This is a genomic window from Streptomyces griseobrunneus, from assembly GCF_046713465.1.
Taxonomy (GTDB): Bacteria; Actinomycetota; Actinomycetes; order Streptomycetales; family Streptomycetaceae; genus Streptomyces; species Streptomyces microflavus.
Window position 1 is genome coordinate 5408153 of record NZ_CP177080.1, and the last position, 23520, is coordinate 5431672.

Annotated in this window: 26 protein-coding genes; 8 read left to right on the forward strand and 18 right to left on the reverse strand. The window is 67.9% G+C overall.

What is annotated here, in order from left to right; all coding sequences use genetic code 11:
• Positions 1-57 precede the first annotated feature (57 nt).
• A complete protein-coding gene (locus ACK8N7_RS24535; RefSeq protein ID WP_500444158.1) occupies positions 58-531 on the forward strand; it encodes a single-stranded DNA-binding protein in 474 nt (157 codons plus the stop codon).
• A gap of 189 nt (positions 532-720) precedes the next feature.
• Complete coding sequence (locus ACK8N7_RS24540; protein WP_500444159.1) at positions 721-2301, forward strand: Cys-Gln thioester bond-forming surface protein; 1581 nt, start codon at positions 721-723, stop codon at positions 2299-2301.
• A gap of 235 nt (positions 2302-2536) precedes the next feature.
• On the opposite strand, the gene ACK8N7_RS24545 is transcribed toward ACK8N7_RS24540, so the two are convergent.
• The 14 genes from ACK8N7_RS24545 to ACK8N7_RS24610 form a co-directional block, all read right to left on the reverse strand.
• On the reverse strand, positions 2537-3793 hold the full coding sequence (locus ACK8N7_RS24545) for a tyrosine-type recombinase/integrase (protein ID WP_500444160.1): 1257 nt from the start codon (positions 3791-3793) through the stop codon (positions 2537-2539).
• The gene (locus tag ACK8N7_RS24550) at positions 3793-3987 is read right to left on the reverse strand and encodes a helix-turn-helix transcriptional regulator (RefSeq protein ID WP_364805917.1); all 195 of its coding nucleotides are present in this window, start codon (positions 3985-3987) and stop codon (positions 3793-3795) included. The genes ACK8N7_RS24545 and ACK8N7_RS24550 overlap by 1 nt, the downstream gene beginning before the upstream one ends.
• On the reverse strand, positions 3984-5393 hold the full coding sequence (gene repSA / locus ACK8N7_RS24555) for a replication initiator protein RepSA (RefSeq protein ID WP_500444161.1): 1410 nt from the start codon (positions 5391-5393) through the stop codon (positions 3984-3986). Before repSA ends, ACK8N7_RS24550 begins: the two co-directional genes overlap by 4 nt.
• A 2-nt stretch (positions 5394-5395) precedes the next feature.
• Positions 5396-5590 carry a hypothetical protein gene (locus ACK8N7_RS24560; RefSeq protein ID WP_364442668.1) on the reverse strand — a complete coding sequence of 65 codons (195 nt, stop codon included), beginning with the start codon at positions 5588-5590 and terminating at the stop codon, positions 5396-5398.
• Positions 5591-5595: 5 nt separating this feature from the next.
• Positions 5596-5781: a hypothetical protein gene (locus ACK8N7_RS24565; RefSeq protein WP_500444162.1), complete on the reverse strand. Its 186-nt coding sequence runs from the start codon at positions 5779-5781 to the stop codon at positions 5596-5598.
• Between the two features lie 93 nt (positions 5782-5874).
• On the reverse strand, positions 5875-6201 hold the full coding sequence (locus ACK8N7_RS24570) for a SpdD protein (RefSeq protein WP_397701328.1): 327 nt from the start codon (positions 6199-6201) through the stop codon (positions 5875-5877).
• A 14-nt stretch (positions 6202-6215) separates the two neighbouring features.
• Entirely contained in the window at positions 6216-6404 is a 189-nt protein-coding gene (locus ACK8N7_RS24575) for a mobile element transfer protein (protein WP_030075804.1), read from the reverse strand.
• A 20-nt stretch (positions 6405-6424) separates the two neighbouring features.
• Positions 6425-7099: a DUF2637 domain-containing protein gene (locus tag ACK8N7_RS24580; RefSeq protein ID WP_500444163.1), complete on the reverse strand. Its 675-nt coding sequence runs from the start codon at positions 7097-7099 to the stop codon at positions 6425-6427.
• 79 nt (positions 7100-7178) lie between these two features.
• Entirely contained in the window at positions 7179-7376 is a 198-nt protein-coding gene (locus ACK8N7_RS24585) for a hypothetical protein (protein WP_500444164.1), read from the reverse strand.
• Positions 7377-7464: 88 nt separating this feature from the next.
• Positions 7465-8817: an FtsK/SpoIIIE domain-containing protein gene (locus tag ACK8N7_RS24590; RefSeq protein ID WP_500444165.1), complete on the reverse strand. Its 1353-nt coding sequence runs from the start codon at positions 8815-8817 to the stop codon at positions 7465-7467.
• A 2-nt stretch (positions 8818-8819) separates the two neighbouring features.
• Complete coding sequence (locus ACK8N7_RS24595; RefSeq protein ID WP_031053368.1) at positions 8820-9149, reverse strand: SCO3933 family regulatory protein; 330 nt, start codon at positions 9147-9149, stop codon at positions 8820-8822.
• A gap of 165 nt (positions 9150-9314) precedes the next feature.
• Entirely contained in the window at positions 9315-10085 is a 771-nt protein-coding gene (locus tag ACK8N7_RS24600) for a GntR family transcriptional regulator (protein ID WP_358727245.1), read from the reverse strand.
• A gap of 55 nt (positions 10086-10140) precedes the next feature.
• Entirely contained in the window at positions 10141-10560 is a 420-nt protein-coding gene (locus tag ACK8N7_RS24605; protein ID WP_425845978.1) for a TIGR03668 family PPOX class F420-dependent oxidoreductase, read from the reverse strand.
• A 37-nt stretch (positions 10561-10597) separates the two neighbouring features.
• Positions 10598-11452, reverse strand: coding sequence for a nuclease-related domain-containing protein (locus tag ACK8N7_RS24610; RefSeq protein WP_500444166.1), 855 nt, complete (start codon positions 11450-11452; stop codon positions 10598-10600).
• Between the two features lie 630 nt (positions 11453-12082).
• Here ACK8N7_RS24610 and ACK8N7_RS24615 point away from each other — a divergent pair.
• Positions 12083-13441, forward strand: coding sequence for a hypothetical protein (locus tag ACK8N7_RS24615; protein WP_500444167.1), 1359 nt, complete (start codon positions 12083-12085; stop codon positions 13439-13441).
• 485 nt (positions 13442-13926) lie between these two features.
• Positions 13927-14733, forward strand: a complete 807-nt coding sequence (locus ACK8N7_RS24620) for a DUF6602 domain-containing protein (RefSeq protein WP_500444168.1) — start codon at positions 13927-13929, stop codon at positions 14731-14733.
• Between the two features lie 59 nt (positions 14734-14792).
• Here the strand turns inward: ACK8N7_RS24620 and ACK8N7_RS24625 are convergent, their stop codons facing one another.
• Positions 14793-15908: an SRA domain-containing endonuclease gene (locus ACK8N7_RS24625; protein WP_500444169.1), complete on the reverse strand. Its 1116-nt coding sequence runs from the start codon at positions 15906-15908 to the stop codon at positions 14793-14795.
• Between the two features lie 334 nt (positions 15909-16242).
• Between ACK8N7_RS24625 and ettA the strand changes: the two genes are divergently transcribed.
• The 3 genes from ettA to ACK8N7_RS24640 are packed head-to-tail and all read left to right on the forward strand — an operon-like array spanning position 16243 to position 19033.
• Complete coding sequence (gene ettA, locus ACK8N7_RS24630) at positions 16243-17907, forward strand: energy-dependent translational throttle protein EttA (protein ID WP_015608572.1); 1665 nt, start codon at positions 16243-16245, stop codon at positions 17905-17907.
• Between the two features lie 5 nt (positions 17908-17912).
• On the forward strand, positions 17913-18335 hold the full coding sequence (locus ACK8N7_RS24635) for an acyl-CoA thioesterase (protein ID WP_403207976.1): 423 nt from the start codon (positions 17913-17915) through the stop codon (positions 18333-18335).
• Positions 18332-19033 carry a DUF8010 domain-containing protein gene (locus ACK8N7_RS24640; protein WP_500444170.1) on the forward strand — a complete coding sequence of 234 codons (702 nt, stop codon included), beginning with the start codon at positions 18332-18334 and terminating at the stop codon, positions 19031-19033. Before ACK8N7_RS24635 ends, ACK8N7_RS24640 begins: the two co-directional genes overlap by 4 nt.
• 30 nt (positions 19034-19063) lie before the next feature.
• Here ACK8N7_RS24640 and ACK8N7_RS24645 read toward each other — a convergent pair whose 3' ends face one another.
• Positions 19064-19468 carry a globin gene (locus ACK8N7_RS24645; RefSeq protein WP_015608569.1) on the reverse strand — a complete coding sequence of 135 codons (405 nt, stop codon included), beginning with the start codon at positions 19466-19468 and terminating at the stop codon, positions 19064-19066.
• Positions 19469-19575: 107 nt separating this feature from the next.
• Here ACK8N7_RS24645 and ACK8N7_RS24650 point away from each other — a divergent pair, with 107 nt between their 5' ends.
• Entirely contained in the window at positions 19576-20604 is a 1029-nt protein-coding gene (locus ACK8N7_RS24650) for a methyltransferase domain-containing protein (protein ID WP_500444171.1), read from the forward strand.
• 26 nt (positions 20605-20630) lie between these two features.
• Here ACK8N7_RS24650 and ACK8N7_RS24655 read toward each other — a convergent pair whose 3' ends face one another.
• Positions 20631-22070 carry an FHA domain-containing protein gene (locus ACK8N7_RS24655; protein WP_403207982.1) on the reverse strand — a complete coding sequence of 480 codons (1440 nt, stop codon included), beginning with the start codon at positions 22068-22070 and terminating at the stop codon, positions 20631-20633.
• Positions 22071-22149: 79 nt separating this feature from the next.
• Positions 22150-23511: a vWA domain-containing protein gene (locus ACK8N7_RS24660; protein WP_403207984.1), complete on the reverse strand. Its 1362-nt coding sequence runs from the start codon at positions 23509-23511 to the stop codon at positions 22150-22152.
• Positions 23512-23520: the final 9 nt, after the last annotated feature.

Genomic DNA, 23520 nt, shown 5'->3' on the forward strand with positions numbered 1-23520 from the left:
ACACCGGTGGACGGAACGACCGGAACGACGGGAACGACGGAAAGCGGGGGGCGGAAAATGAACGAGACGATGGTGACGCTGGTGGGAAACGCCGCCACGGCGGTGGAGTTCCGAGAGACGGCGACGGGGGGAATGGCGCGATTCCGCTTTGCTGTGACACCGAGGCGCCGGGACCGCGAGACGCAGCTCTGGACGGACGGCCCCACCAGCTTCTACACGGTCTGGGCCTGGCGGACGCTGGCCGCGAATCTGGCCGGTTCGGTGGGGATCGGGGAACCTCTGGTGGTGCACGGCCGGTTGAAGGTCCGCGAGGAGGAACGGGAGGGCGGGCGAAGGACGTTCGTGGACGTCGAGGCGGTCGCGGTGGGCCACGACCTGAGCCGCGGTACCGCCGCCTTCCGCCGGGTCGTCAGGACCGAACCGGCGCTGACGTCACCGTCGCACCACGGGCCTGACGGTAGGTCGGAAGGACCGCCGGGCGGCACCACGGAGGTGTCCTTCGCCGTGCGGGAAAAGGTGGCGGTGTCCTGAAAGGGCTGGTCGGGAGGGGCGGCCCGGGGATAACGATTCCGATTCGGAATGGTTGACCGAGGGCAGTACGGGGGATTGTGGTTCGCCCGGTCCTTAGGATTCCCAGAGCTCATGGGTCACTTGAGTCTGCTGGCGGGGCATTCCCCACACGCGCACCACGCGCGAGGGCCTCGCCCGGAGGGGAATTCTGTGTTTTCTGCGTCTTCTGTGTCCGCTTCGCCGTCCGACACGAAGGCGGTGCACGCCGTCCGCGGCAGAGCCGCGCGCGTCGGGGAGACCGCCGGGGCCGGGCGCACCGGGGAGACCCGCAGGGCCGGACGGAGGGGGCGCGGCCGGGCCGCCCTCCGCCCGGTGACCGCTCTGCTGCTCTCCGGTCTCGTCACGGCGGCCACCCTCGCCGGGACGGGCACGGCGGCCGCCGACGACCCGGGCCGGCACCAGGGCGGCGCGGCGGCGGTACTCGACGGGCTGAAGACCTTCGACAGCGCCGTGCTCCGTATGCCGGGTGAGAACGGCGCCCCCGACCGTACGCAGGAGCTGCCCGCCGGGCTCTTCGAGATGACCGTGGACGGCGGCGGCAAGCTCAAGACGTACTGCATCGACCTCCACAACCCCACCCAGGACCAGGCGAAGTACCTGGAGACCCCCTGGGCCGAGACCTCCCTCGGCGCCAACCGGAACGCCGGGAAGATCCGGTGGATCCTCCAGCACTCCTACCCCCAGGTCGACGACCTCGCCGCACTGGCCGAGGCGGCGGGCACCGGCCCGCTCACCGAGCGGACCGCCGCCGCGGGCACCCAGGTCGCCATCTGGCGCTACTCGGACGACGCCGATGTCACCGCGTCGGACAAGCAGGCGGAGAAGCTCGCCGACTGGCTGCAGAAGCGCGCGCGCAACGTCGCCGAACCCCGGGCCTCCCTGACGCTGGAGCCCACGGCGGTCTCCGGCCGGGCGGGGGAGCGGCTGGGCCCGGTGATCGTCCGTACGGACGCGGACCAGGTCTCCGTGTCACCCCCGGTGGACGCGGCGGCGAGCGGCATCTCGGTGACGGACGAGAAGGGCGTGCCCGTCACCTCCGCCACCGACGGCGCCCGCCTCTACTTCGCCGTACCGAAGGGCAGCACCGACGGATCCGCCTCGCTGACCGTCCAGACGACCACCTCCGTACCGGTCGGCCGGGCGTTCGCCGGGACCACCCGCACCCAGACCCAGATCCTGGCCGGCTCCAGCGAGTCCACGGTCTCCGCACGGGCCACCGCCACCTGGGCCGAGACGGGCGCCGCCCCGGCGCTGACCGCCCGGAAGAACTGCGCCGCCGGCGGCGTGGACATCACCGCGGCCAACCAGGGGGACGAGCCCTTCACCTTCGAGCTCGGCGGCACCGAGCACACCGTGGCCGCCGGAGCCACCGAGACGGTGACGATCCCGGTCGCCGAGGACCAGGCGTACGACTTCACCATCACCGGCCCCGGCGGCTTCCGGAAGAACTTCACCGGCGTGCTGGACTGCGCCACCAGCGGCAGTGTCATCGCGGCCGAGGCCGACCGGCAGAGCGACGACGACACCGGAGTCGGCACCCAGAGCGCCCGCCAGTCCGTCCCCGCCTCGACCGGCACCACCACCTCCGGCCTGGAGGGCGACCTCGCCGAGACCGGCGGCTCCAGCACCACCCCGATGATCGCGGCCCTCGCCGTCGGCCTCCTCGTCATCGGCGGCGGCACCCTGTTCGTCCTGCGCCGGAAGGAAGCGCGCCAGCACGCCGAGCAGTGACCGTGTGCGGCGTCGACCGGCGGCAACCCCGGACAACAGCCAGTGACAGATCAACTACGCGCCCGGGGCGTCGGCGTCCAGGTCGCGGGCGCCTGACCGTACTCGTTTCCATTGGGGGATGGACGTCAGGCAAGATGGGGTGTTTCTGGCGGCCCGAGAACGCAATTCGGCCCCTGACCTGGGGCGGAACCGCCAGGTAGGGGCCGAATCGGGGCCGTGGGCCGTCTGTGGGCCGTCAGGCCGCCGCCGCGAGGTCATCCAGTGAGCGGACCCGCCGGAACACGGACGACATGGCGGCTCGGGCCTTCTCGTCGCTGCTGGGCAGGAGATGAGTGTAGATCCGGAGCGTGAACCCGGGGTCGGAGTGCCCCAGATAGGTGCTCAGAGCCTTGATGCTCCCTCCGGCTTCCAGGACCACCGAGGCGTAGAAGTGCCGCAGCGCGTGCATTCCGTCGTCAGGAGCGGCAGCGTAGCGCTGTCCCGGTTCCTTGGGCGGGATGACGCCAGCGTGGGCCAGGGCGGGCTTCCAGACGTAGTCATCGAAGTAGCTCCGCCAGATGGCCTTGCCGACAGCGCTGGTGAAGACCAGCTTCCGCGTCACCAGGGGACCGCTCGGGGTCTTCCACGGCAGAGTGACGGCAACGGGCGGGAACGAGTCCATATGCTCCTGCAAGCCGGTTCCCACCGCGTCACTGAGAGGGGCATCCCGCAGCTTGCCACGCTTGGGCGGAGCGAAGACGAGGGTGCCGCCCACGCGCTTGATCTGCTGACGGACGTGGACCCACCCCGTCTTGAAGTCCAGGTTGTCTTCCGCGAGGCCCAGCACCTCCCCCTGCCGCAGACCGCAACCTCCACCAGCGTCCACGGTGGCCGCATACCGGTCGGGCATCCCCGAACGAACACTCAGCACGCGATCCTCGGTCCAGGGCACGATCAGCCGCTGTTCCGGGATCGGAGGCTTGACCGACTGGGCGTGGCACGGATTGGACTTGATCACGCCGTCATCTACCGCGGCATTGAACAGGGACGACACCGAGTCGTAGATCGCCCGGCGGTAGGTGCCGTTGGGCACGGCCGATTGGAGGGCGTTCAACCAGGTGCGCATGTGCTCGGGCTTGAACGATCCCATGGGGCGCGTGCCCAGGTAGGGGAAGGCGTGCAACCGAATGCGCCTGCACACGACTTCCTGACTACCCAGATCGGTCGTCAGCCCGCTCAGCCACTTCTCGCCGTAGTCCCGAAAGACGATCTCCCCGGCCTTCGGGTCAATGTACTGTCCCGCATCCATGTCCGCTGCGATACGGGTCAGCCACTCCTCAGCCTTGCGCTTCTGCCGGTCGGGGAAGCTCTTGGACTTCTCCGTGCCGTCCGGGCCGATGTAGCGGGCGCGGTAGCGCAGGCCGATCCCGTAGCGGTCGGTCTTGACGCGTACGGGCTTGCCGGTGGGTCCGGGTTCGGTCTTGTACCAGCGGTCTTGGATGTGTCCGGCCATCAGGCGGCCTCTTCCATGAGGGAGGAGACCCAGGCGCGTACGTCTTCGGGGTCGTAGCGGAGGTGTCGGCCGACGCGGAAGCCGCGGGGCCCGGTGTCCTTGCGACGCCACTGGTAGATCGTCTCGATCGGGACGCCGAGGAGGTCGGCCAGATCGACCGGGGTCAGGTAGCGGTCGGGCAGAGGTCGCTTCATGCCCACACCTCCGGTCCGTCGAGGGCTTCGAGTTCGGCGCGGTGTTCGCGGGCGGTGTCGCGGTTGTGTTGGATGTCGCGGTGGATGTTGGCGGCGAGCCAGGATTCGCCGGGGGTGTGGCCGTTTCCGGCGTAGGCCCAGTGCGCGAGCGTGAGTGTGGTGGCTTCCGGGTGGTCGTCGGGGTCGGGGAGGCCGAGGGCGGCGCGTTGTTCGGCGGCGCGGTAGTCGGCGCGGGTCTGGCGGAGGGCTCCGAGGGTGGTGGAGTAGGCGCGGGATTTGGTGGAGAAGTGGCCGCGGAAGCCGAGCATGTGGGCCCAGTCGCGGAGCTTGCGTTCCGGGTAGGCGTGGTGCAGGTCCAGGCACGCTTCGATCAGCCGCCGGGGGTGCTCGGGGACGTCGAGGAGGACGAGGGCTTCCTTGTTCCCGACCCGGTGGTCGACGGTCCCGGTGGTCTCGGCGGCTTTGGTGGCGTACTTGGCGACGTAGGAGGCGACGGCCTGTTCGGTGAGGTCCTCACCGTTGCCGAACGCCCCGATGGGCTGCACATCGAGCTGAGTGCCCCACCGCAGCGTCCACCCCTGCGTGACCCCGGCTTCCGGAACGGCCGGCACGACGACTTCGACGCGTGCGGCAGCGGCGCGGATCGCGTCGTCCAGCAGGTCGAGGGTGGCCCAGGCCGGGGGCGCGGTGTCCGGGCCCTCGGGTCCGTCGAAGCGGATCACCGCGTGGAAGTGGACGGCAACGCGCTTCTGGTACTCCGCGACCTTGCCGAAGGACACCTTGGACTGTTCGCGGGCGGCCTTCTGGGTGAGTCCCGCTCGCTTGGCGATCTCGCGGCGGAGGTAGATCGTGAAGTAGCGCCAGAGGTCGGAGGCGTGGTTGTTCCACAGCACCGCCCCCGCGTAGTCGTAGGTGTCAGGGTCGAGCGGCGTGCCCAGCTCCGGGGCGTCTTCGGGGTGCCGGGTGCCGCAGCGGCAGGTGCGGTTGCCGGGCCGGTTGTGGACCGGGCCGAACGAGGGGGCCGTCAGGGTGGCGAAGACCCGGGGGTGATCTCGGATCGTGGTGGGGGTGCCTTTGTCGGGGTCGCCGGTGAGTCCGGCGCGGATGAGGTGGTAGGTGTCTCCGGCGTAGGTCCAGGCGCAGGCGGGGCAGCGTGAGGCGCGGCGGTTGCCGCAGGCGATCCGTAACCGGCCGCCGGGCTCGGTGTCCGTGGAGTAGTGGTGCAGCAGGGTGCCGGTGGTGTGGTCGATGGTCTTGGTGGCGCCGGTGAGGTGGATGGGCTGGGAGCAGCCTCCGGTGCGGCGGAGTTGTTCGGTGAGGCGGTCGAAGCCGGGAGACCCGGTCACCCTCAGCAGATCGCCCAGGGTGGCCGGGTCCAGGCCCGCCGCAGTAGCAGCGGTGGTCATGGTCAGCGGCCCGTCCGGCCGTGCGCGGCACCGTGGTTCGCGGTGTAGCCCTCAACCAGGGCACGCACCTGGTTGTCGCCGGTCGCGGTCGCGGAGGCTCCGCAGTGGCAGACGGCCGAGCCGGTGGCCGGGGCGTTCGGGGAGGGCTTGCTGACGTGGAGGCCGGGGCGGTCCGGGGTGGGGGTCAGGTCGGCCATGGCGCTCAGGCCCCGATCCGGCTGTGGGTCCGGGCGGGGGTGGTGGTGTGGCCGGTGCCGCGGCAGGCGGGGCAGTTCGCGGTGATGGTCTGGCGCTGCCCGGCAGGGGTGGTCTGGCCGGTGGTGATGGTGACGGTGGGGAAGCCGTCGCAGTGGCCGCAGATCGGCCGGGGCGGGGTGGGCTGGGGCATGATGGGATCTCCCTTTCGGGTCCGTTGGATCTGGAAGTGGAATGGGCGCCCGGGGCGGCGGAAACTTGGCGGTTGAGGCCGCCCCGGGGGCTGTCAGCGGTTGTTCGTGTGGTTGAGGAGCGAGCGCAGGACCACGGCGCAGATCGCGACGGACGCGGCGGTGATCGCGGTCGCGAGCAGCATGGAGACGAGGACCGTGCCGATGATCAGGACCATGGCGGTCCCGCCCGCGGCGGCGACGAGGAGCGATCCCGGGGTGAGCTGAACGGCCGGCCGGGAGACCGGAGCGGGCGCCGGGGCCGCGGCGGGGGTGTGGTGGCAGGTGCAGGCCGGGGTGTGGGTGATGCCGGTGAGCGGCTGGACGAGGGACGTTCCGGGGGTGGGTGCGGTGTCCGGGGGCGGGATCTTCGGGGTGAACACGGGTGGGCCTCCTGTCAGGGGTTGCAGCGGTGGGTGCGGGCGGCGAGTTCGGCGGCGGAGCGGTTGAGGTAGTCGGCGGAGAAGTTGCAGCCGGGGGCGGTGCAGGCGGCGGTGTGCTTGGTCCGGCCGCGGCCGTCGTGGTGGGTGCCGACCTGGACGGGGCCGACGCGGAGCACGTTCGTGAAGCGGTTCGGGCGCGCCATGGAATGAACCTCCTTACGGGTTAGGCGAGTTGGGCGGTGATGGCGTCTGCGAGGGGTGCGGGGACGCCGAGGCGGGCGCGGAGGGTGGCGGAGTCGATCCGGCTGCCGGTGGTGGCCTGGTGGGTGTCGGCCAGCTTCCGGGCGTGATCCAGAAGGGCCGGAGGAACGGCCGCGGTCGGAGCGGAAGCCGGAGCCGGAGCGGGTGCCGCGGCTTCTTCCGGAGCGGGTGCGGGCGGCAGTTCGGGAGCGCGCTCCACTGTCACGTCCGGGACCGGTTCGGGCTCGGAAGGGGTGGGCAGCGGTGCCGCGGGGACGGGCGCGGTCTCGGTGGGCGCAGTGATGGGGCTGTGGACGAGGAGGGTTCCGCCGAGGAAGGCGAGGGCGGGCCACCCGGCGACGAGGATGCGCAGCCAGGCAGGAACGTCGTTGAGGTCGAGGAGCCCGGCGGTGGCGACGTTCGCGCCGAGCGAGGCGGTGAGGGCGATGATGAACCAGGCCCAGGCGGCGCGGTTGTCCGCGGTGGTGCGCATACGGCGCCAGGCGGCGACGAGGAGCAGGTCGACGCTGACGGGGTAGGCCCAGGCTTTCCAGCCGTCTTGTCCGGCGGCTGCGGCCAGGTCGTGCAGGTGGGCGAAGGACAGAGCACCGGCAATGACGGCCTGGATGAGTACGGCGTCGATACGGATGCGGGACACGGGTTCACCTCCTTTCGAAGGGGCGAGGCCGGGGCCGGGCGAGGGCGAGAGTTCACCGCCCGGCACCGCGGCGAAGGAGTCAGGCGTCGGGGTCGGTGCCGGAGCCCAGGCAGTTGAGGCAGAGGCCGTCCTGCTGGCCGACCGGGCGGCGCTTGCGACCGACCCGCACCGTGATCGCGACATTCCCCGTTCCGCCGCACGGCTGGCACGGCGCCGGTTCGACCGGGACGGGGGCGGGGGTCTTCGGGGTCTTGGCGGTGGTCAGTCGAGGTGCCATGGCGGGGGTTCCTTCCGGTTCCGGGCATGGGCGGGGTAGGGACCTGGCGCGAGACGGTCACGCCAACCGGTCTTGCGGGGTAGGGGTGTTAGCTGGTGGCGGGTCGGGGCTTGAGGAGTGGGGAGCCCGGGGCCGGGGCGGTGGAAACGGCCGGCCGGAACGGTGCCAGAGCGGCAAGGTGCGGGGTGAGGTGGGCGTACTCCCGGCAGATGGCGACGGCTTGGGCCGGGGTCATGGCGGGGGTGCGGATCCGGGACCAGCCGCCGGACGAATCTCCGGCCACGGCGACGCCGGGGCGGTCGGGGGCGATGGTGGTCACGGCGAACACGGCGTCGGGGGCGATGTCGCCCAGGCCCATGTCTGCGGTCTGCTTGTCGTTGACGCGGTGGACGACGCGGCCGGTGAGCTGGGCGCGGAGCATGGTGGCGCCCTTGCCGAGGTCGGAGCCGAAGCGCTGCCCGCAGACCTCCAGATAGATGCCGACCGCGCGGGCCATCTGCGCGAGCCGGATCATGTGCATCACCATCCGGTCCCGCCGGTCCTCATCCTTCTTGGCCGAGACGAGGAACAGTTCGGCGACCTCATCGACCAGGACCACCAGCGGCACCGGCCGCACCGCGGCAGGCAAGCCCCACAGGTCCGAGACACCGTGGTCGCTGAGGAGGTCGAAGCGCTCTTCCATCTCGCCCACGAGGGCTTCCAGCAGGCCGGAGGCTTCGTTGGGGGTGATGGCGAGGGCAGAGAGGCGGGGCGCGTACCCGCGCTGTTCCACCCCCCGTTTGCAGTCGATGCCGACCAGGCCGACCGGGAGCTTCGCGAGCCCGGAGACGAGGTTGCGCTGATACATCGACTTGCCCGACTGGTTCGCACCCAGCGTCAGGCTGTGCGGGATCTTCTGGTAGTCCCGCACGAACGCGGTGCCGTCCTCCCGCAGCGCCACCGGCACGACCAGCGGACCAGCGAGCAGCTTGCGGGGCAGGCGGCGGGGCATCTTCACCCGGCGCAGCACGTCGTAGCCGGTCATCCGCAGTTCCACGAACCCCGGCTTCACCTCCACCACGTGCACGGAGTGGACGCCCCAGGCGTGCCGAAGCCTTTCGGAGGCGGCGGCTACGTCGGCGGGCTCCAGACCGGCGGGGAGGCGGAGGATGGCCCGCATCCCGGTGGTGGAGTAGCGGACGCGGCGGACCTGCGGGGGGACCGGCTGGACGTCCTGGCGGCGGGCCAGGTTGCGGACCATGAACGCCCGCAGGCGGGACGGCTGGACCGTCAGCCCGCACACATCCATCGTCGCCCGGTACGTGAGCGTGAACCGGACCCGCGCGACCGGGGCACCGACCAGCGACCAGAACACCCGAGGGGACCGGGCCTTCGCGTAGCCGAGGCCACCGGCAGCCGATAAGGCCCCCGCCACCTCGATCACCGTGGACAGGTCCGACATGATCAGGCACCCACCGTGATGGCCACCGCGCGGAACGAAATACCGTGCCGGGTCTGACCGTTGAACGTGTTCTCCCAGTCCCGGGCCTTAAGCCCGACCACGTGCACCATCGTCCCCGGGGCCAGGCCCTCCGGGACACCCGTGCTCGGCACGGTCACCTGGTAGAGGTTGCCCTCCCCCTCGTCCGAGATCAGCAGACCCACGGTCGCGAGCGGGGCGCCGGTCTCACGGTCGATGGCGATCTCGCCGGTCTGCTTGCTCACGAGCTTCGGCGTCGGGGGCGTCGCCACGAACACGACAGCGGAAGAAGTGTCGATCTTGAAGGACGGCATACAGCAGCTCCTGTGCCAGGCGGAGGACCAGAGATGAGGAGGTCCCCCACGAGTCGTCAGCTTGTATATGCAAGCTGTGTCATCAAGGTAGGGCGGTCAACTTGGATATGCAAGTGGTGAGTTGAAAAAAGAGGGCCCGAAGGCCCTCTCCGGCAGCACCGTTGATCAGGGAACGTCGATCACGTATCGGAAGACGTGGCGATCGCATGGCACCCGCGAATCGAGCACTTCCACCACCTGACCAGCGGATGTGTGCGCCGTACGAAGCACGCGTGCGAGCGGTACCCCGGGTGGAATCTTGAGGGCGGCTGCTTCCGCAGGTGTAGGCATGCGGATCTCAAGATCTTCTACGAACTGCGTGATCCGCTGCCCTACAGGCCCGGAGGGATCTTCGATCAGTCGGCTGACGCCCCCACGGATACGGCGGGGCTCGGCAACCTCGGTGCCAGCGAACAGGGTTGACGGGTAGTACCCATCGACAAGTTGCATTGGCTCCTCGTTCACGAAGAACGCCCTGCGTCGAATGATCACCTCGGCATCTTGGGGGCCCCCGAGGCGATCTGCCACGTCGGCCGGCGCGAGACCGGACTCCACTGACAGGATGCGTTGCTCGGGGCGTAGCCCCTGGGCCTCGGCTTCTGCGTTGAAGTTGCTGACGCCGGTGTCGCGCCGCTTGCGGAAGTTCGCCCCTGTAGTGAGCATCTGTACGTTGGGGCGCGGCCGCACGAAGACGCCCCGACCTTGCTCGCTGATCAGCAGTCCATCGGCCTTGAGTAGAGCCAAGGCCTTTCGCACCGTAACGCGCGTGGTGCTGTACTGATCCTTGAGTTCATTCTCAGACTTGAGCTTCTCGCCGGAGCGCAACTTCCCGAGCAGGATGAGTGTGCGCAGTTCGTCGGCGATCTTCCGGTACGTCGGAAGATCCTTCTCCGCCATCTAGGTCACCTCGACTTGGCTATGCAAGCCAGCTTACGGGGTGCACTGACAATCGTCACCCGGCGTAGGCCCAGCCAGTCCAAGCAGCTACATGGATGGCGACGACCGGCCCCTGGGGTGGTGACTCCTTGTACTGGTGGTACTTGTGTTGTAGCAGGTTGAGGGCCCTCACCCTCTCTTCGCCGTCGTCCCGGATCGCTGCCCGTCCGTCGGCGCGGGCCCACCACAGGTCTGTCCAATCATCCGCGTACCGATCAGCGATGACCGAGACCATGGGATTCTCGGCGATATTGCGCAGTCGACGGAGGTTGGTAGAGCGCTTCGGCTTGTGGTCGATGGCGAAATAGATCATGTCGTCGTCCACGGCAAAGGTGACTGGCACGATGTGCGGCACGCCAGCGGCATCGGCGGTTGCCAGGCGGGCAATCGGAGAGCCTGCGAAGCGTTCACGTGCATCGGCCTCAGAGAGGTTCATGGTCCGAACGTACCCACGGTGATGACGTTCATCGGCATCACCTGCCGACCCAGTTGCGACTGTCGCGTGCCACGGCGTACACGAGCTCTAGCTGTGCGGGATCAAGAACGCCAGACCGTGGACCAAGGCTCGACAGGTCCCGTTCGCTCAGAGCCCGCACATCCAGAAGTGTTTGCTCAACTCTGATGGAAGCTGGTTTGACAAAGACGATCAGAGGGGTGACCGGCACCGGGAAGCCACATCCCCGCTCAAGGACCCGTGTGGCACGAGCTGCCTCGCCACGGCTTTTTCGAACGTATGGATAGGCCTCACCTCCATTCAACTTCACCATGTCGTTGCCGACCCAAATGGATGCTTTGGGATGATTCTTGGTGTTGATGGTGAACGCGCCGCCGGGGCCGATGAGTAGGTGATCGATGTCGTTTCTGGCGGAGAGCGGGATCGAGTGCAAGGCCCGCCAACCATGACGTGACAGGCGTTCAAGTTCACGGCCGACCGTGCGCTCGCCGACGATGCCCGCGTTCCAGCTATACGCAGCAGTGCGACGCCGGAGTATCCATGCCAGGGAACGTTGGAGCAGCCCCGGGGTGGCCTCCCGCAGCTTCGGCAGCAGACTGACACCAGGCTGGTTAAGAGCTAGGTCGTACTCCGGTGGGGGAGGAGAGGGGCGCCCCTTCTCGAAGTCAGACGCGACGGAGAAGGCGTTCGAAGCAGGCGAGCGGGTGAGGTAGGGGGCCAGGGCCTCGATCGCTGCTTCTCGGAGAGCTTCCACCTCGATGACGATCCTCCCGGTTGCCCGGTCGAACCATGCCACGGTGGTGCCATCCGGCTGACTGACGTATAGCCGGTCCTTTCCGTACCTCTTCCATGCCGATACTCGCAGTTCGCCCATACCTCGTCCTCAGCAGCCGCGATGCGCAGCCACCATGGGAGCAAGGGGCGACCTGCCGCACAAGGGGGCCGATCCGGCCAGGAGATCGATCGGAGTTGTTACAGGTTTCTCTACCTCATCAAGGCACCCGGCTGCGCTCCGCTCCGCCGGGCGCGCTTCCCGGCTCTGGCTGCGCCCGCGCTCCTGCCTTCGGCCCGCTCGGCGCTGCCGCCGCCGACGCGCGCCCGCAGTGGATAGGCCCGTAGGGCATGAGACGAGAACCAAGCCCGCGGCTTCAAGAGGATGCCTCCGGCGGGGGCGCTCAGACTCCGGGATGGACGGGGCACCGTTCGCGAGTGCCGGCCGGAGCAGGGCGAGCGTCGTGCGGCTCCCATCCCGACCACCTTCGACCCAGGCAGAGCCGAGCAGTCGCGGCCCAGGGCGTCAAGGTCGTTCGTACAGTGGCGCGCTCCACCTTGACGCCCTGAACCACGACCGCTCCACGGTGTGTGGGTCGAAGGCGGACGGGATGGGAGCTGGGGCGAGCGGTGGGTTGAGATCAGCACACAGCGCAAGGCCTGAAGCGATCGTGCAACTACGAGATCAACGAAGTGTATGGCGGGCCGACCGAGAGCGTGACATCGTGTTCCGATGCTGCGAGGAATCACTAAGAGAGCCATGGTCGGAACACACCCAGAGGATGCAATCGGGCTTCTGACCGAAAAGCTTCCTGCGACCTATAAGCCCACCATCAGGCCACTGATCAAGCATCAGGCAGAACTCTTTGGAATTTCGGAGGATGCATTCAGAGGGAGCGACTCCGATCCTTATGCGCGCTCAAGTTATCGCCCCGATGACGACGCTCTGGATGCCGAGATCTTCACCTTTGGAAGCGTATTGATCGTAGTGGGCACCTCCCGGGCCACCCGGATGAAGCGAAGCAGAAATGAGGACGGGGAACTGGTCACGACCGAGGAAGAGGAAGATTCCGTTCTCGTCACCTACGCAGTCCCGTTCGTCGAAGATCCAGATATTGCAGAATTCGAGAGAATCGCGTCGGAGGTTTGGCCCGATATGGAACTGCGGGAGATTCGCCCGATCTCCCGCAGACTTCGAGAACTCGACAAGGGAAAGCCCAACCCAGCAGAAGTTCCCACACCAGAAGAGGAGAATGCAGCCAAGGTACTTTCTGAAAAGTCCGTGAGAATGCTCGCCATTGCAATCAAGTCCTCGAAAGGCTTGCTGCTAGGCGATGCATCGAAACAGATTCCCCCAGCTGAGCGCGGAAGAGTCGACGAACTAGTAGCCCTCCTGGGTGAAAGCGGCATGATCGACACGGAAATCGTCGTCATCTGCAGCAAAACATCCGCACAGATTAACCTACTACCCTCCATTGAGACGCTTGACCATCTCGATAAGGCCGGCGTTAGGTGCGCGTGCGGCCGAGCACTGTCAGACGAGAGGCGGGAGGAAGCTCTTACTGTGACCGACTTCGGTCGCGCCATGCTTGATGGAAATCGCTGGATGTCGATCCTCGTACTTCAGCATTTGATCAAACTGGGAATCCCTGTCTCTAATATCAGAATGGAGCAAATTTACGCTGGAGAGGAGGTCGACTGCATCACTGAAATCCACGGGCGCATCGTTCTTTTCGAGCTTAAGGATAAGGAGTTCAATCGAGGTAACGCCTATTCGTTTGGGGCAAAGATCGGAATCTTCCAGCCAGATATCTCCGTAGTTATTACGACAGAGAAAGTCGGCGTAGACGCCCGGGATCATTTCACAGCGAGATCTGCTGGCAGCTCTAGAACTCGCAGGCCCTTTACAGAGTCTTTCGATGGTGAAAGTGTGACATTCATCGAAGGTTTGCCTAATCTGGAAAGCGGGCTCGATGCGATTGTGACAGAGGTTGCAAAGTCGGCCCTCGCTCCAAGATTCCGCACCGCGCTCTCATTCACCAGCCCTGGCCCATTCTCACTGCTGTCCGCTTGGGCTGGTGAGAGCTCCTGACTCGGACTAGTCCGATGACTTACATCCGCTTCGACTTCAACGGCAGCGCATAACAGAGCTCCTTGAATCCTTGAGCGCGATCAGCGATCAGCGATCGTTTGGCGACATCGGCTCTGGGCCGTGCCGGGGCCGTGGAAGGGCGCTCAAGGACGACCAACACTGACAACAGCTAACCGCTCAACAGCTGGTCACAGCGTTGATCGATTGCGCGGCCGCAGCTCGGAACCCCGGCACGTCACTTCTTCGGCTACTGATCGAGCCAGGGCTCGTGGCCCGCTCGGCGGCGCCAGCGGTTCTCGACTAGGGCATGGAGCGCCACCAGCTCCGCGGCGCCTAGGTGACCACCAAGGAGACAGCTCGCAGCAGGGAGTTCGCCCCTACCCGCAGTGGCGGCGGGTTCGGCGGCCGGCGTGGTGGGCACATTTAGGCGTTCTGGGCTCTCGCTACTTCCTGGAGCTCGGCCGGTATCCATTAGGATCTTTTTCATGACGCAAGAGAAGCTTGGCAAGATCCTAAAGTCGGTCGCTGTGAAGATGCGGGCTGATTATGAGCAGTCCCAAAACTTCAACCATAACGGCGAAGCTGGAACCTCGCGTGAGCTGCTCATTCAGCAGTTTCTCTCCGGTTACCTTCCGGCCCATGTTGAAGCTGTTCACAATGCGGAAGTTATTGCGGCGAACGGTGATGTATCCCCTCAATCTGACATTGTCCTTATCGATCGTGGTACTCCGCCGTTCACTACGCTCCAGGGGTTTCGGATCATTCCCAATGAATGTGTATACGGGATGATCGAAGTCAAGACTAAGTTGGACGGGGTGCAGGTAGTCGACGCCTGTGAAAAGATCCGCAGGTTGCGGCGTATGCCTAAAAGTGCGTATCGCCCCATTCCGGGAGTGATTTCTCGCCGAGCTAAGGCGTATGGGAGTGAATATGACTACTTCCCAACCTCCGGCATGATTATTGCGTTCGATGGCCTGAAGTTGGAGACGATTGGCAATCATCTCGTGAACTGGTGTCGGACGCGTAACCCTAGTGAATGGCCCGACAGTGTGTGGGTGACAGGGAAAGGGCACCTGCAATGGGGTGATCCGCGAACTGGGGCGCTGCTGAGGTCTCCGGTGGCAGGCGCATCACTAATTCAAATTGACGCTATTCCCGATCAGGATATTTTGATGTCACTGGCCCTTCACCTGAACATCCACTTTTCCGATGCTTGGATGAACCCGCTCGATTTGGTTCCCTATTCTGGTATTTCGCCGTTGGGAAACATTGCGCACGTGTGGACCATCTAGGTGGTCGAGCGTTGGGTGCCTCGGCCACGGTGTGATGGCAGAGGCACCCTCGCCGTTGGTCAGCCGCGAGGGGCTGTTGCGTCTACGAAGCGGCCGTCGTCTGATCTGTAGACGACTCCCACGTCGTATCGATCGAGCAGGCTGTACATGTCAGGCGTTGGGGCGGCCGGCAGCAAGATGACCCGCTTGGGCTCGCCCTCGTGCCTTTCTGAAATGACGTACCGGCTGTAGTCCAAGATTTGTCCGAGCGCCATGCGGATGTCTTCACGTGAGTTAGAGCCCTTGGCCTCGTAGAGCACATGTTCTGTTGCGTCATAGAGGTCGGTGCGGAGCGTCGAGGTTAGGCCCTTAACTTTGATCTGGAAAGCGCCGGTCTGATGTCCGGCGGATTCCAGAAATGTTTTGTACGCCTGGGTCAATTCAGCTTCATGTCGAACAGCCACTGTGGCGGCCGTAGCGGCCCGTAGGCTCAATTTGGTACCAAAGGTCTCAGGGACGACAAAGGTGCCGCTGGTCTCCGGGTTCGGGGCCGGCTTTTTAGTCTTGGTTGTTTTAGTTGTACGCTGCTTAGGCAGAGGCAGATCGCCGCTTGTTGCCGGCTCGGACTCGAACATTGCCGCGGTGACCGCCTGGAACGGCACGAACTTCGCCGTAGTCTCCTTGGCGGGCGGAACCATGTCCTCTGCGGCGTGCTGGACGGGCCCCTCAGCGCGAAGACGGAACACGACAACGTCACGCTCAAGGCCGTCCTCGCCGGGTGCACGTCTCCACACGTAGGGCTCCAGGCCATCCAGCGTGAACGAACCCAAGTAGCGGTGTGTCTTCGTGTCACTGCCGGGCACCTTGCCAACCCGGGTGAAGACGCGGAGGGTTCGTCCCTGCTGAGCGTGTTGAAGGATCGCCCTGTTCCCCGAGCCGGCGTCTCCTTCGAATGTCTGATTGCCTGACTTGCCGGCTCCCGTGTACTCGAAGACGGGCCCAAGCTCGTCTTCCTCTGCCAGCCAGCCGTCGTAGTAACCAACCCGCTCGCCTACGTCTGGGTCGGAGTAGAGGTTGACGCTGTGTCTATCGACGGAAGGACAGATGCCTCCTTGCGGGCTCCCTCCGAACACTGCGCGAATCTGCTTCCGCGTACGGACGTCTCCGGGGTTGATCACTTGGGCGCTAGCAGTCATAGGCGCGACCCTAGAGGATGGGTCTGACATGCTCTCCCGGGCCGAGCTTCCTCCCCGGGGCCGGTGCGTGCCGCGCGACAGTGGCGATCCAGAGGTAGGAGTTCCAAGGCGGCTCCTCGCCAGTCAGTTTCGGGCAGCTTCTGGGCCGTCCCTGGGCCGTGCGGGGTCGACCAGGGTCGACCACAGGCGACATCTAGTGACAGATCAACTACGCGCTCGAAGCAGCAATGCCCAGGTCACGGCCCCCTGACGAGACGGGTTACCACCCAGGGATGGACGTCAGGCAAGATGGGGTGTATCTGCCCACACCTCTATTGCTGCCGGACGGTTTCTCTTGGCTGAGTTCATCTACACCATGCGCAAGACGCGCAAGGCGCACGGCGACAAGGTGATCCTTGATGACGTCACCTTGAACTTCCTGCCCGGCGCGAAGATCGGTGTCGTGGGGCCCAACGGTGCCGGTAAGTCCACGGTGCTGAAGATCATGGCGGGCCTGGAGCAGCCGTCCAACGGTGACGCGTACATGTCGCCGGGGTACAGCGTCGGCATCCTCATGCAGGAGCCGAAGCTCGACGAGAGCAAGAGCGTCCTGGAGAACGTCCAGGACGGCGCCGCCGAGATCATGGGCAAGCTCAAGCGCTTCAACGAGGTCGCCGAGCTCATGGCGACCGACTACTCCGACGCGCTCATGGACGAGATGGGCAAGCTCCAGGAGGACCTGGACCACGCCAACGCGTGGGACCTGGACGCCCAGCTGGAGCAGGCCATGGACGCCCTGGGCTGCCCGCCCGGCGACTGGCCGGTCGTCAACCTCTCCGGTGGCGAGAAGCGCCGCGTGGCGCTCTGCAAGCTGCTCATCGAGGCCCCGGACCTCCTCCTCCTCGACGAGCCCACCAACCACCTCGACGCCGAGTCGGTGAACTGGCTGGAGCAGCACCTCTCGAAGTACCCGGGTGCCGTCGTCGCCGTCACCCACGACCGGTACTTCCTGAACAACGTCGCCGAGTGGATCCTTGAGCTCGACCGCGGCCGCGCGATCCCCTACGAGGGCAACTACTCCACGTACCTGGAGCGCAAGGCCACCCGCCTCAAGGTCGAGGGCCGCAAGGACGAGAAGCGCCAGAAGCGCCTCAAGGAAGAGCTGGAGTGGGTGCGGTCGAACGCCAAGGGGCGCCAGACCAAGTCCAAGGCCCGTCTCGCCCGGTACGAGGAGATGGCGGCCGAGGCCGACAAGATGCGGAAGCTGGACTTCGAGGAGATCCAGATCCCGCCGGGCCCGCGCCTCGGTTCCATCGTCGTCGAGGTCGAGAACCTCTCGAAGGCCTTCGGCGACAAGGTCCTCATCGACGACCTGTCCTTCACGCTGCCCCGTAACGGCATCGTCGGCATCATCGGTCCCAACGGTGCGGGCAAGACCACGCTGTTCAAGATGATCCAGGGCCTGGAGACGCCGGACAGCGGCGCCATCCGGGTCGGCGACACGGTCAAGATCTCCTACGTCGACCAGTCCCGCGCCAACATCGACCCGAAGAAGACCCTTTGGGCCGTCGTCTCGGACGAGCTGGACTACATCAACGTCGGCCAGGTCGAGATGCCCTCCCGCGCCTACGTCTCCGCGTTCGGCTTCAAGGGCCCCGACCAGCAGAAGCCGGCCGGTGTCCTCTCCGGTGGTGAGCGCAACCGCCTCAACCTGGCGCTGACGCTCAAGGAGGGCGGCAACCTGCTGCTCCTCGACGAGCCCACCAACGACCTCGACGTGGAGACCCTGTCCTCGCTCGAGAACGCGCTGCTGGAGTTCCCCGGTGCGGCCGTGGTCATCTCCCACGACCGCTGGTTCCTGGACCGCGTCGCCACGCACATCCTCGCCTACGAGGGTGACTCCAAGTGGTACTGGTTCGAGGGCAACTTCGAGTCGTACGAGAAGAACAAGGTAGAGCGGCTCGGCGCGGACGCGGCCCGCCCGCACCGCGCCACGTACAAGAAGCTCACGCGAGGCTGATCGTCGTGGCTCGGCACATCTACAGCTGCCCCCTGCGCTGGTCGGACATGGATGCCTTCGGCCACGTCAACAACGTGGTCTTCCTCCGCTACCTGGAGGAGGCGCGCATCGACTTCATGTTCCGGCTGGCGCCGGGCGACGGCTCGCCGTCGTTCTCGGGCGGGTCCGTCGTGGCCCGGCACGAGATCGACTACGTACGGCCGCTGGTGCACCGGCACGCGCCGGTCACCGTCGAGTCGTGGGTCACGAAGATAGGTGCCGCGTCGCTGACGATCGCCTATGAGATCAAGGACCCCGACCAGGTCTACGTACGGGCCTCGACCGTCGTCGTCCCGTACAACCTGGCAGAGGAGCGGCCCCGGCGGATCTCCGCCGAGGAGAAGCTCTTCCTCCAGAAGTACCTGGCAGAGGAGCCCGCCGCGGCATGACGTTGCCTGTGCAGTCGCTGCTGTTCGCCGACCCGAGGGAGGCGGCGGATCTCGCCGCCTTCCTCGGTCGGCTGCTCCACTACGACCGGGCCGCCGCGGTCCGGTTGCAGGCGGGCGGCGGCGACGCACTGGCCGTGTTCGGCCGCCCGCCCTCCTTCGAGGTCCTCGCGATCCGTACGGCCCGCCTGGCCCGCCCCGAGACGCTCGATGTCACGGTGTCGGCGGGCGAGCTGCTGGAGTCCCTCGACATCTCCGGGGAGGGACCCGGGGAGCGGGGCGGTGCGCTGCCCGCCCCCGTCACCGGGCCGCCCTGGACCGGCGTCCTGCCGCCCCGGGGACCCTGGCGTGAACAGGCCGGCCTGCCCCGGCCGGACGCCCTGCGTGCCTCCCTCGACGCGGCCGTCGCCGAATTCCGTACGCGGGACGAGGCGCTGCCCGAAGAGCTGCGCACCCGCGCCGAGCGCGACCGTATCGGCCGGGAGATCTGGTCCCGGCCGGTCGGCGCCACCGTACTGCCACTGCGCGCGGTTCACGCCGCCCAGTCCCTCGGCTTCCTGCGCGCCGACCCCGGCTTCCCCGTCTCGCTGTTCGCCTCGGGCGGCTGGCTGCGGCTGCGGACCCCCTTCGGGTCGGTCGCCCTGCGCCGCGACCCGGTCGGCGGGCTGGGATCACTGGCCCTGACCGTCGGGCACCGCTGAGCCCGGCAGGCGGATCGCCCGCCCGGCCCGTCAGTCGGCCGTGTTGACCATCGAGGCCGCCGCGTACGTCAGGTAGTCCCACAGCTGCTTCTCGTGCTCGGGCGCCAGACCCAGCTCGTCCAGCGCGACCCGCATATGGGCCAGCCAGGCGTCATGGGCCGCCCGGTCCACCCGGAACGGGGCATGCCGCATCCGCAGCCTCGGGTGGCCCCGGTGGTCGCTGTAGGTACGCGGGCCGCCCCAGTACTGCATCAGGAAGAGGGTGAAGCGCTCCTCGGCCGGGCCCAGATCCTCCTCCGGGTACATCGGCCGCAGCAGCTCGTCGCCCGCGACCCCCTCGTAGAAGCGGTGGACCAGGCGTCGGAAGGTCTCCTCGCCGCCGACCTGCTCGTAAAAGGTCTGCTCCTGAAGCGTGTCGCGCGGAATCTCTGTCACCCGTCCATGGTCGCAGACGCACCGGCCGAGGTCAGGGGTCCTAGGACCAATGGCCGGGACCGCCCCGCCCGGTCGCCTCCGCCGCGCCGCCGCAGGACAGTGGAGGCATGGGTGCACACCGGAAAGTCCCTTCCGAGGCCGCTACGGACGCCGAAGTCGGCACCGGCGCAGATACCGACGCCGAGGCCGACGCGGCGCACCAGGCCCTGGTGCGGGACATCGTCGCGCTGGGCGGGCTCACCGATCCCGCCTGGCGTGCCGCCTTCGAAGGGGTGCCGCGTCACCTCTTCGTGCCGTACTACTACGTGCACGGCATCCGGGGCTACGAGCGGCTCTGGGGCGAGGACCCCGATCCCGTACGGCGCCGGCGCTGGCTGCGCGGGGTGTACGGGGACGAGCCGCTGGCCACCCGGATGCGGGACGGCGAGCTCATCTCGTCCTCCAGCCAGCCCTCACTGATGGCCCTGATGCTCGACGCCCTCGACGTGCGGGACGGGCACACCGTCCTGGAGATCGGCACCGGCCCCGGCTACAACGCGGCGCTGCTCTCCCAACGGCTCGGCGCCCCCGCGGTGACCAGCGTCGATCTGGACCCGGAGATCACGGAGTCGGCCCGTAGCCACCTCGCCGCCGCAGGGTACCGCCCGACGGTCGTCACCGGCGACGGGGCCCGGGGCTCCCCGCAGCAGGCCCCGTACGACCGGATCATCGCGACCTGCACGCTGCCCTCCGTACCGCCCGCCTGGCCGGAACAGTGCTCGCCCGGCGCGCGCATCCTGGCTCCGGTCGCGACCGGGCTCGTCTCGCTGGAGGTACGGGAGACGGCGCACGGCCCGCGCGCCGAGGGGCACTTCCTGCACACCCCGGCGTACTTCGTGCCCCTGCGCGGGGCCTCACCGCTGCCCGGACCCGTCACGCGCTCCGGCGGAGTGCCGAGGCGCGCGATCGGGAACGAGCTCTTCCGGTTCCTGCTGACCCTGACCGCCGGCAGCCTCGACCCGCACGAGGCCCTCTCCCTCTGGGAGCGCGAGGAGCGCCCGCAGCGGGAGAGGTACGGCATCACGGTCGCGGACGGCCGGCAGTGGGCCTGGCTGGACGACCCGGAGGGGCCGTACACCTGGCCCCTGGCCGGGTGATCTCCGGCCCGTCGGGGGGACGGGGCTCAGTCCCGGCGGATCGTGATCGTCGTCCAGGCCCCGACGTGTACCTGGTCGCCGTCCTGGAGGGGGACGGGGACGTACGGCTGGATCGGGTCCTCGGCGCCGTTGAGCGTGGTGCCGTTGGTGGACTTCTGGTCGACCACCGCCCAGCCGCCGTCGGGCTGCTGCACCAGCACCGCGTGCTGGTGGGAGACGCCCGGGTCCTCCGGCGGCACCGACAGGTCGATGTCCGGGGACTCGCCCGTGCTGTGCCGACGGCGGCCGATGGTGACCTGGCTCCCGGTGAGCGGCAGACGCTGCTCGGGGGAGTACGCGGGCAGGTTCAGCCCGGTCGCCTCGGGGCCGCTGCGCTGCATCATCGCCAGGAAGTACTCACGGTCCGGCGCGATGACGGCGGTCCAGGACGCGGCCTGCTGAGGCTGCCCCTGACCTGGGGCCTGGCCGTACCCCTGGTCCTGGCCGTATCCCTGATTCCCCTGACGCTGGTCGGGGTGTCCGACCTGCTGCCCGCCCGGCCCCTGCTGTCCGCCCTGGTACGGGGCCTGCTGCTGGAACGCCTGCGGCGGCTGCGGTGCCTGCGCCTGGGACGGCGGTGGCAGCACCCAGTCGTCGCCACCGCCACCGTGCGGGGACTGCTGCTGCGGCGGCGCGGAATGCTGCTGCTGGGGCGGGAAGGGCGAGGACTGCTGCGGCTCGAACGGCGAGGGCGCCGACTGCTGCGGCTCGAACGGTGACGGTGCCGACTGCTGCTGGTGCGAGGGCGGCGGCCCCTGCTGCTGGAAGGCCGGCGGAGGCGGCGGGCCCTGCTGGAACGCGTGCGGCGGAGGGCCGCCCTGACCGCCCTGGACACCGCGCTCGTCCTGGCCGCCGTGACCGGTCCGCTCCGGAGCGAGCGGCTCGGCGGGACGGTTCATCTGCGAGGGCCGCGAAGCCTGGAACTCGAACGGGTCGTGCTGCTGGGACCCACCACCGGGACCGCCGGGACCACCCTGGCCGCCCAGTCCTCCGGGACCGCCGTGGCCACCTTGTCCGCCGGGACCCTGCTGGGATCCTCCGGGACCCTGCTGGGACAGGAAGCCGGGCGGCAGGTTGAGACCGGGCGGAGGCCCGCCGGGGCCACCCGGGCCGCCGGGCGTCCCGTGCTGCGGGGCCAGCGGCGTGTACGAGGTCGCAGTGTTGGTGAGGAAGTTCCAGCGGCACTCCTCGCAGTACGGCGCGTTCGCCTCGCGCGGCGTGCGGCACTGCGGGCAGAGCTCCGCCTGCATCGTCGGCGGACCCCCGTCGTTGCCTGCGGGCGGCGGATAGCCGTAGCCGGGCGCGGGGGGCGGCGGAGGGGGCGGGGGGACGGCGCCGGCGGGGGCGCCCGTTCCGGTCATGCGGTGTCCGCAGACCTCGCACCAGTCCTCGGAACCCGACTGGTGTCCGTTCGGGCAGGTCGGCATGTCGGCGCTTCCCCCTCTCCTCGTCCGGCCCCGGGGGCCGTCATGCTGTCGATCGTGACCGTTCGGCCACCAGATGCTGCTACTTCTTGACGCGAACTGTCTTGGTCGAGCGCGTTTCGAGGGTCATCTCGTCCGCTTCCGCGACCTTCGCTTTCAGTCGCACAGTACCTGTCGCCGCATCGACGACGTCGACCACCTTCGAAAGCAGTTTCGCAGTGTCCTGGTTCCCGGACGCCGATGCCAATTGCACCGCACGGCCCAGTTTCGCCGTCGCACCGTCGAAGTCGCCCGACTTGCGGGCGTCCAGCCCCTGCTGGATGACTTGTGCCAGTTCCGCCTGACCTGTGTAGTGCGCGACCTGCGGATTGATCGAGGTCGACGCCACCATGTCGTCCGTCCACACCGCCCGGACGAGCCCTTGGGAGAGGACCTGCGGAGTCCCCGCGCCGGAGGGGTCGGGCAGGATCAGCGAGACCCGGGCCGCCAGCATCTCCTGGCCGATCCCGGCCTCGGGGACCAGGACGCACACGTGGTAGTCGCGGGACTCGTCGCCCCAGGAGCCGGTCGGGTAGTCCCCGGCGCGCGGGGACGCCTCGGTGCGCCGGCCGGTCAGGTCCTCGACCGTGGGCGCCACCTGCTTCACGAACCGGATCTCCACCCCGACGGGCGTCCAGAGCCGCAGCGCCACGTCCGCGACCTCCTTGCCCATCGCGTTCACCATCATCTGCGTGAAGTCGGCGGCGAGACCCGCGGGATCGGCGACGATGTCGGCGGTGCCGAGGAGCGCGGAGGCGATGGAGGTGACCTCCTTCACCTCCCAGTCGGTGCCGACGCCCCGGGCGTCACAGGTGAACCGGCCCGCGCAGGAGTCCAGCGCGGCCCGCAGGTCCTCGGGCGCCTCGTGCTCGTTGCGGCCGTCGGTAAGCAGGATGCCGTGCCGGATGCCGACGTCGGCGGCGCCCAGCAGCCGGTCGGCCAGCCGCAGCCAGGTGCCGATCGCGGTCCCGCCGCCCGCGCTCAGCTTCCGCAGGGCCTCCTTGGCCTGGGCCTTCGTCCGCGCGTCGGCGACCGCGAGCTGCCCGTTGCCGGGATAGACGTCCTTGGCCACATGCGTACCGGCGACCACCGAGAACCGGGTGCCCTCGCGCAGGGTGTCGATGGCCGCCGCCGTCGCGTCACGCGCGTTGCGCATCTTCGTCGGCGGGTAGTCCATGGAGCCGGAACAGTCCACCATCAGCACCACCGCGGCGCTCGGCGCCTGCCCCGGGCCGTACCCGGGGGCGGCCGCCGCGCCGGGCAGCGGGATGCCGCCGGTGGTGCCGCCGCCGGTCGAGGTGACGGTGACGATCCCGTTGACCTCGCGGCCGCCCTCCGGCAGGAACTCGTTCTGGTACACGTCGACGGAGAACTGCGGCACGTTCGACTTCGAGAAGTTGGCCATCTGGTCTGC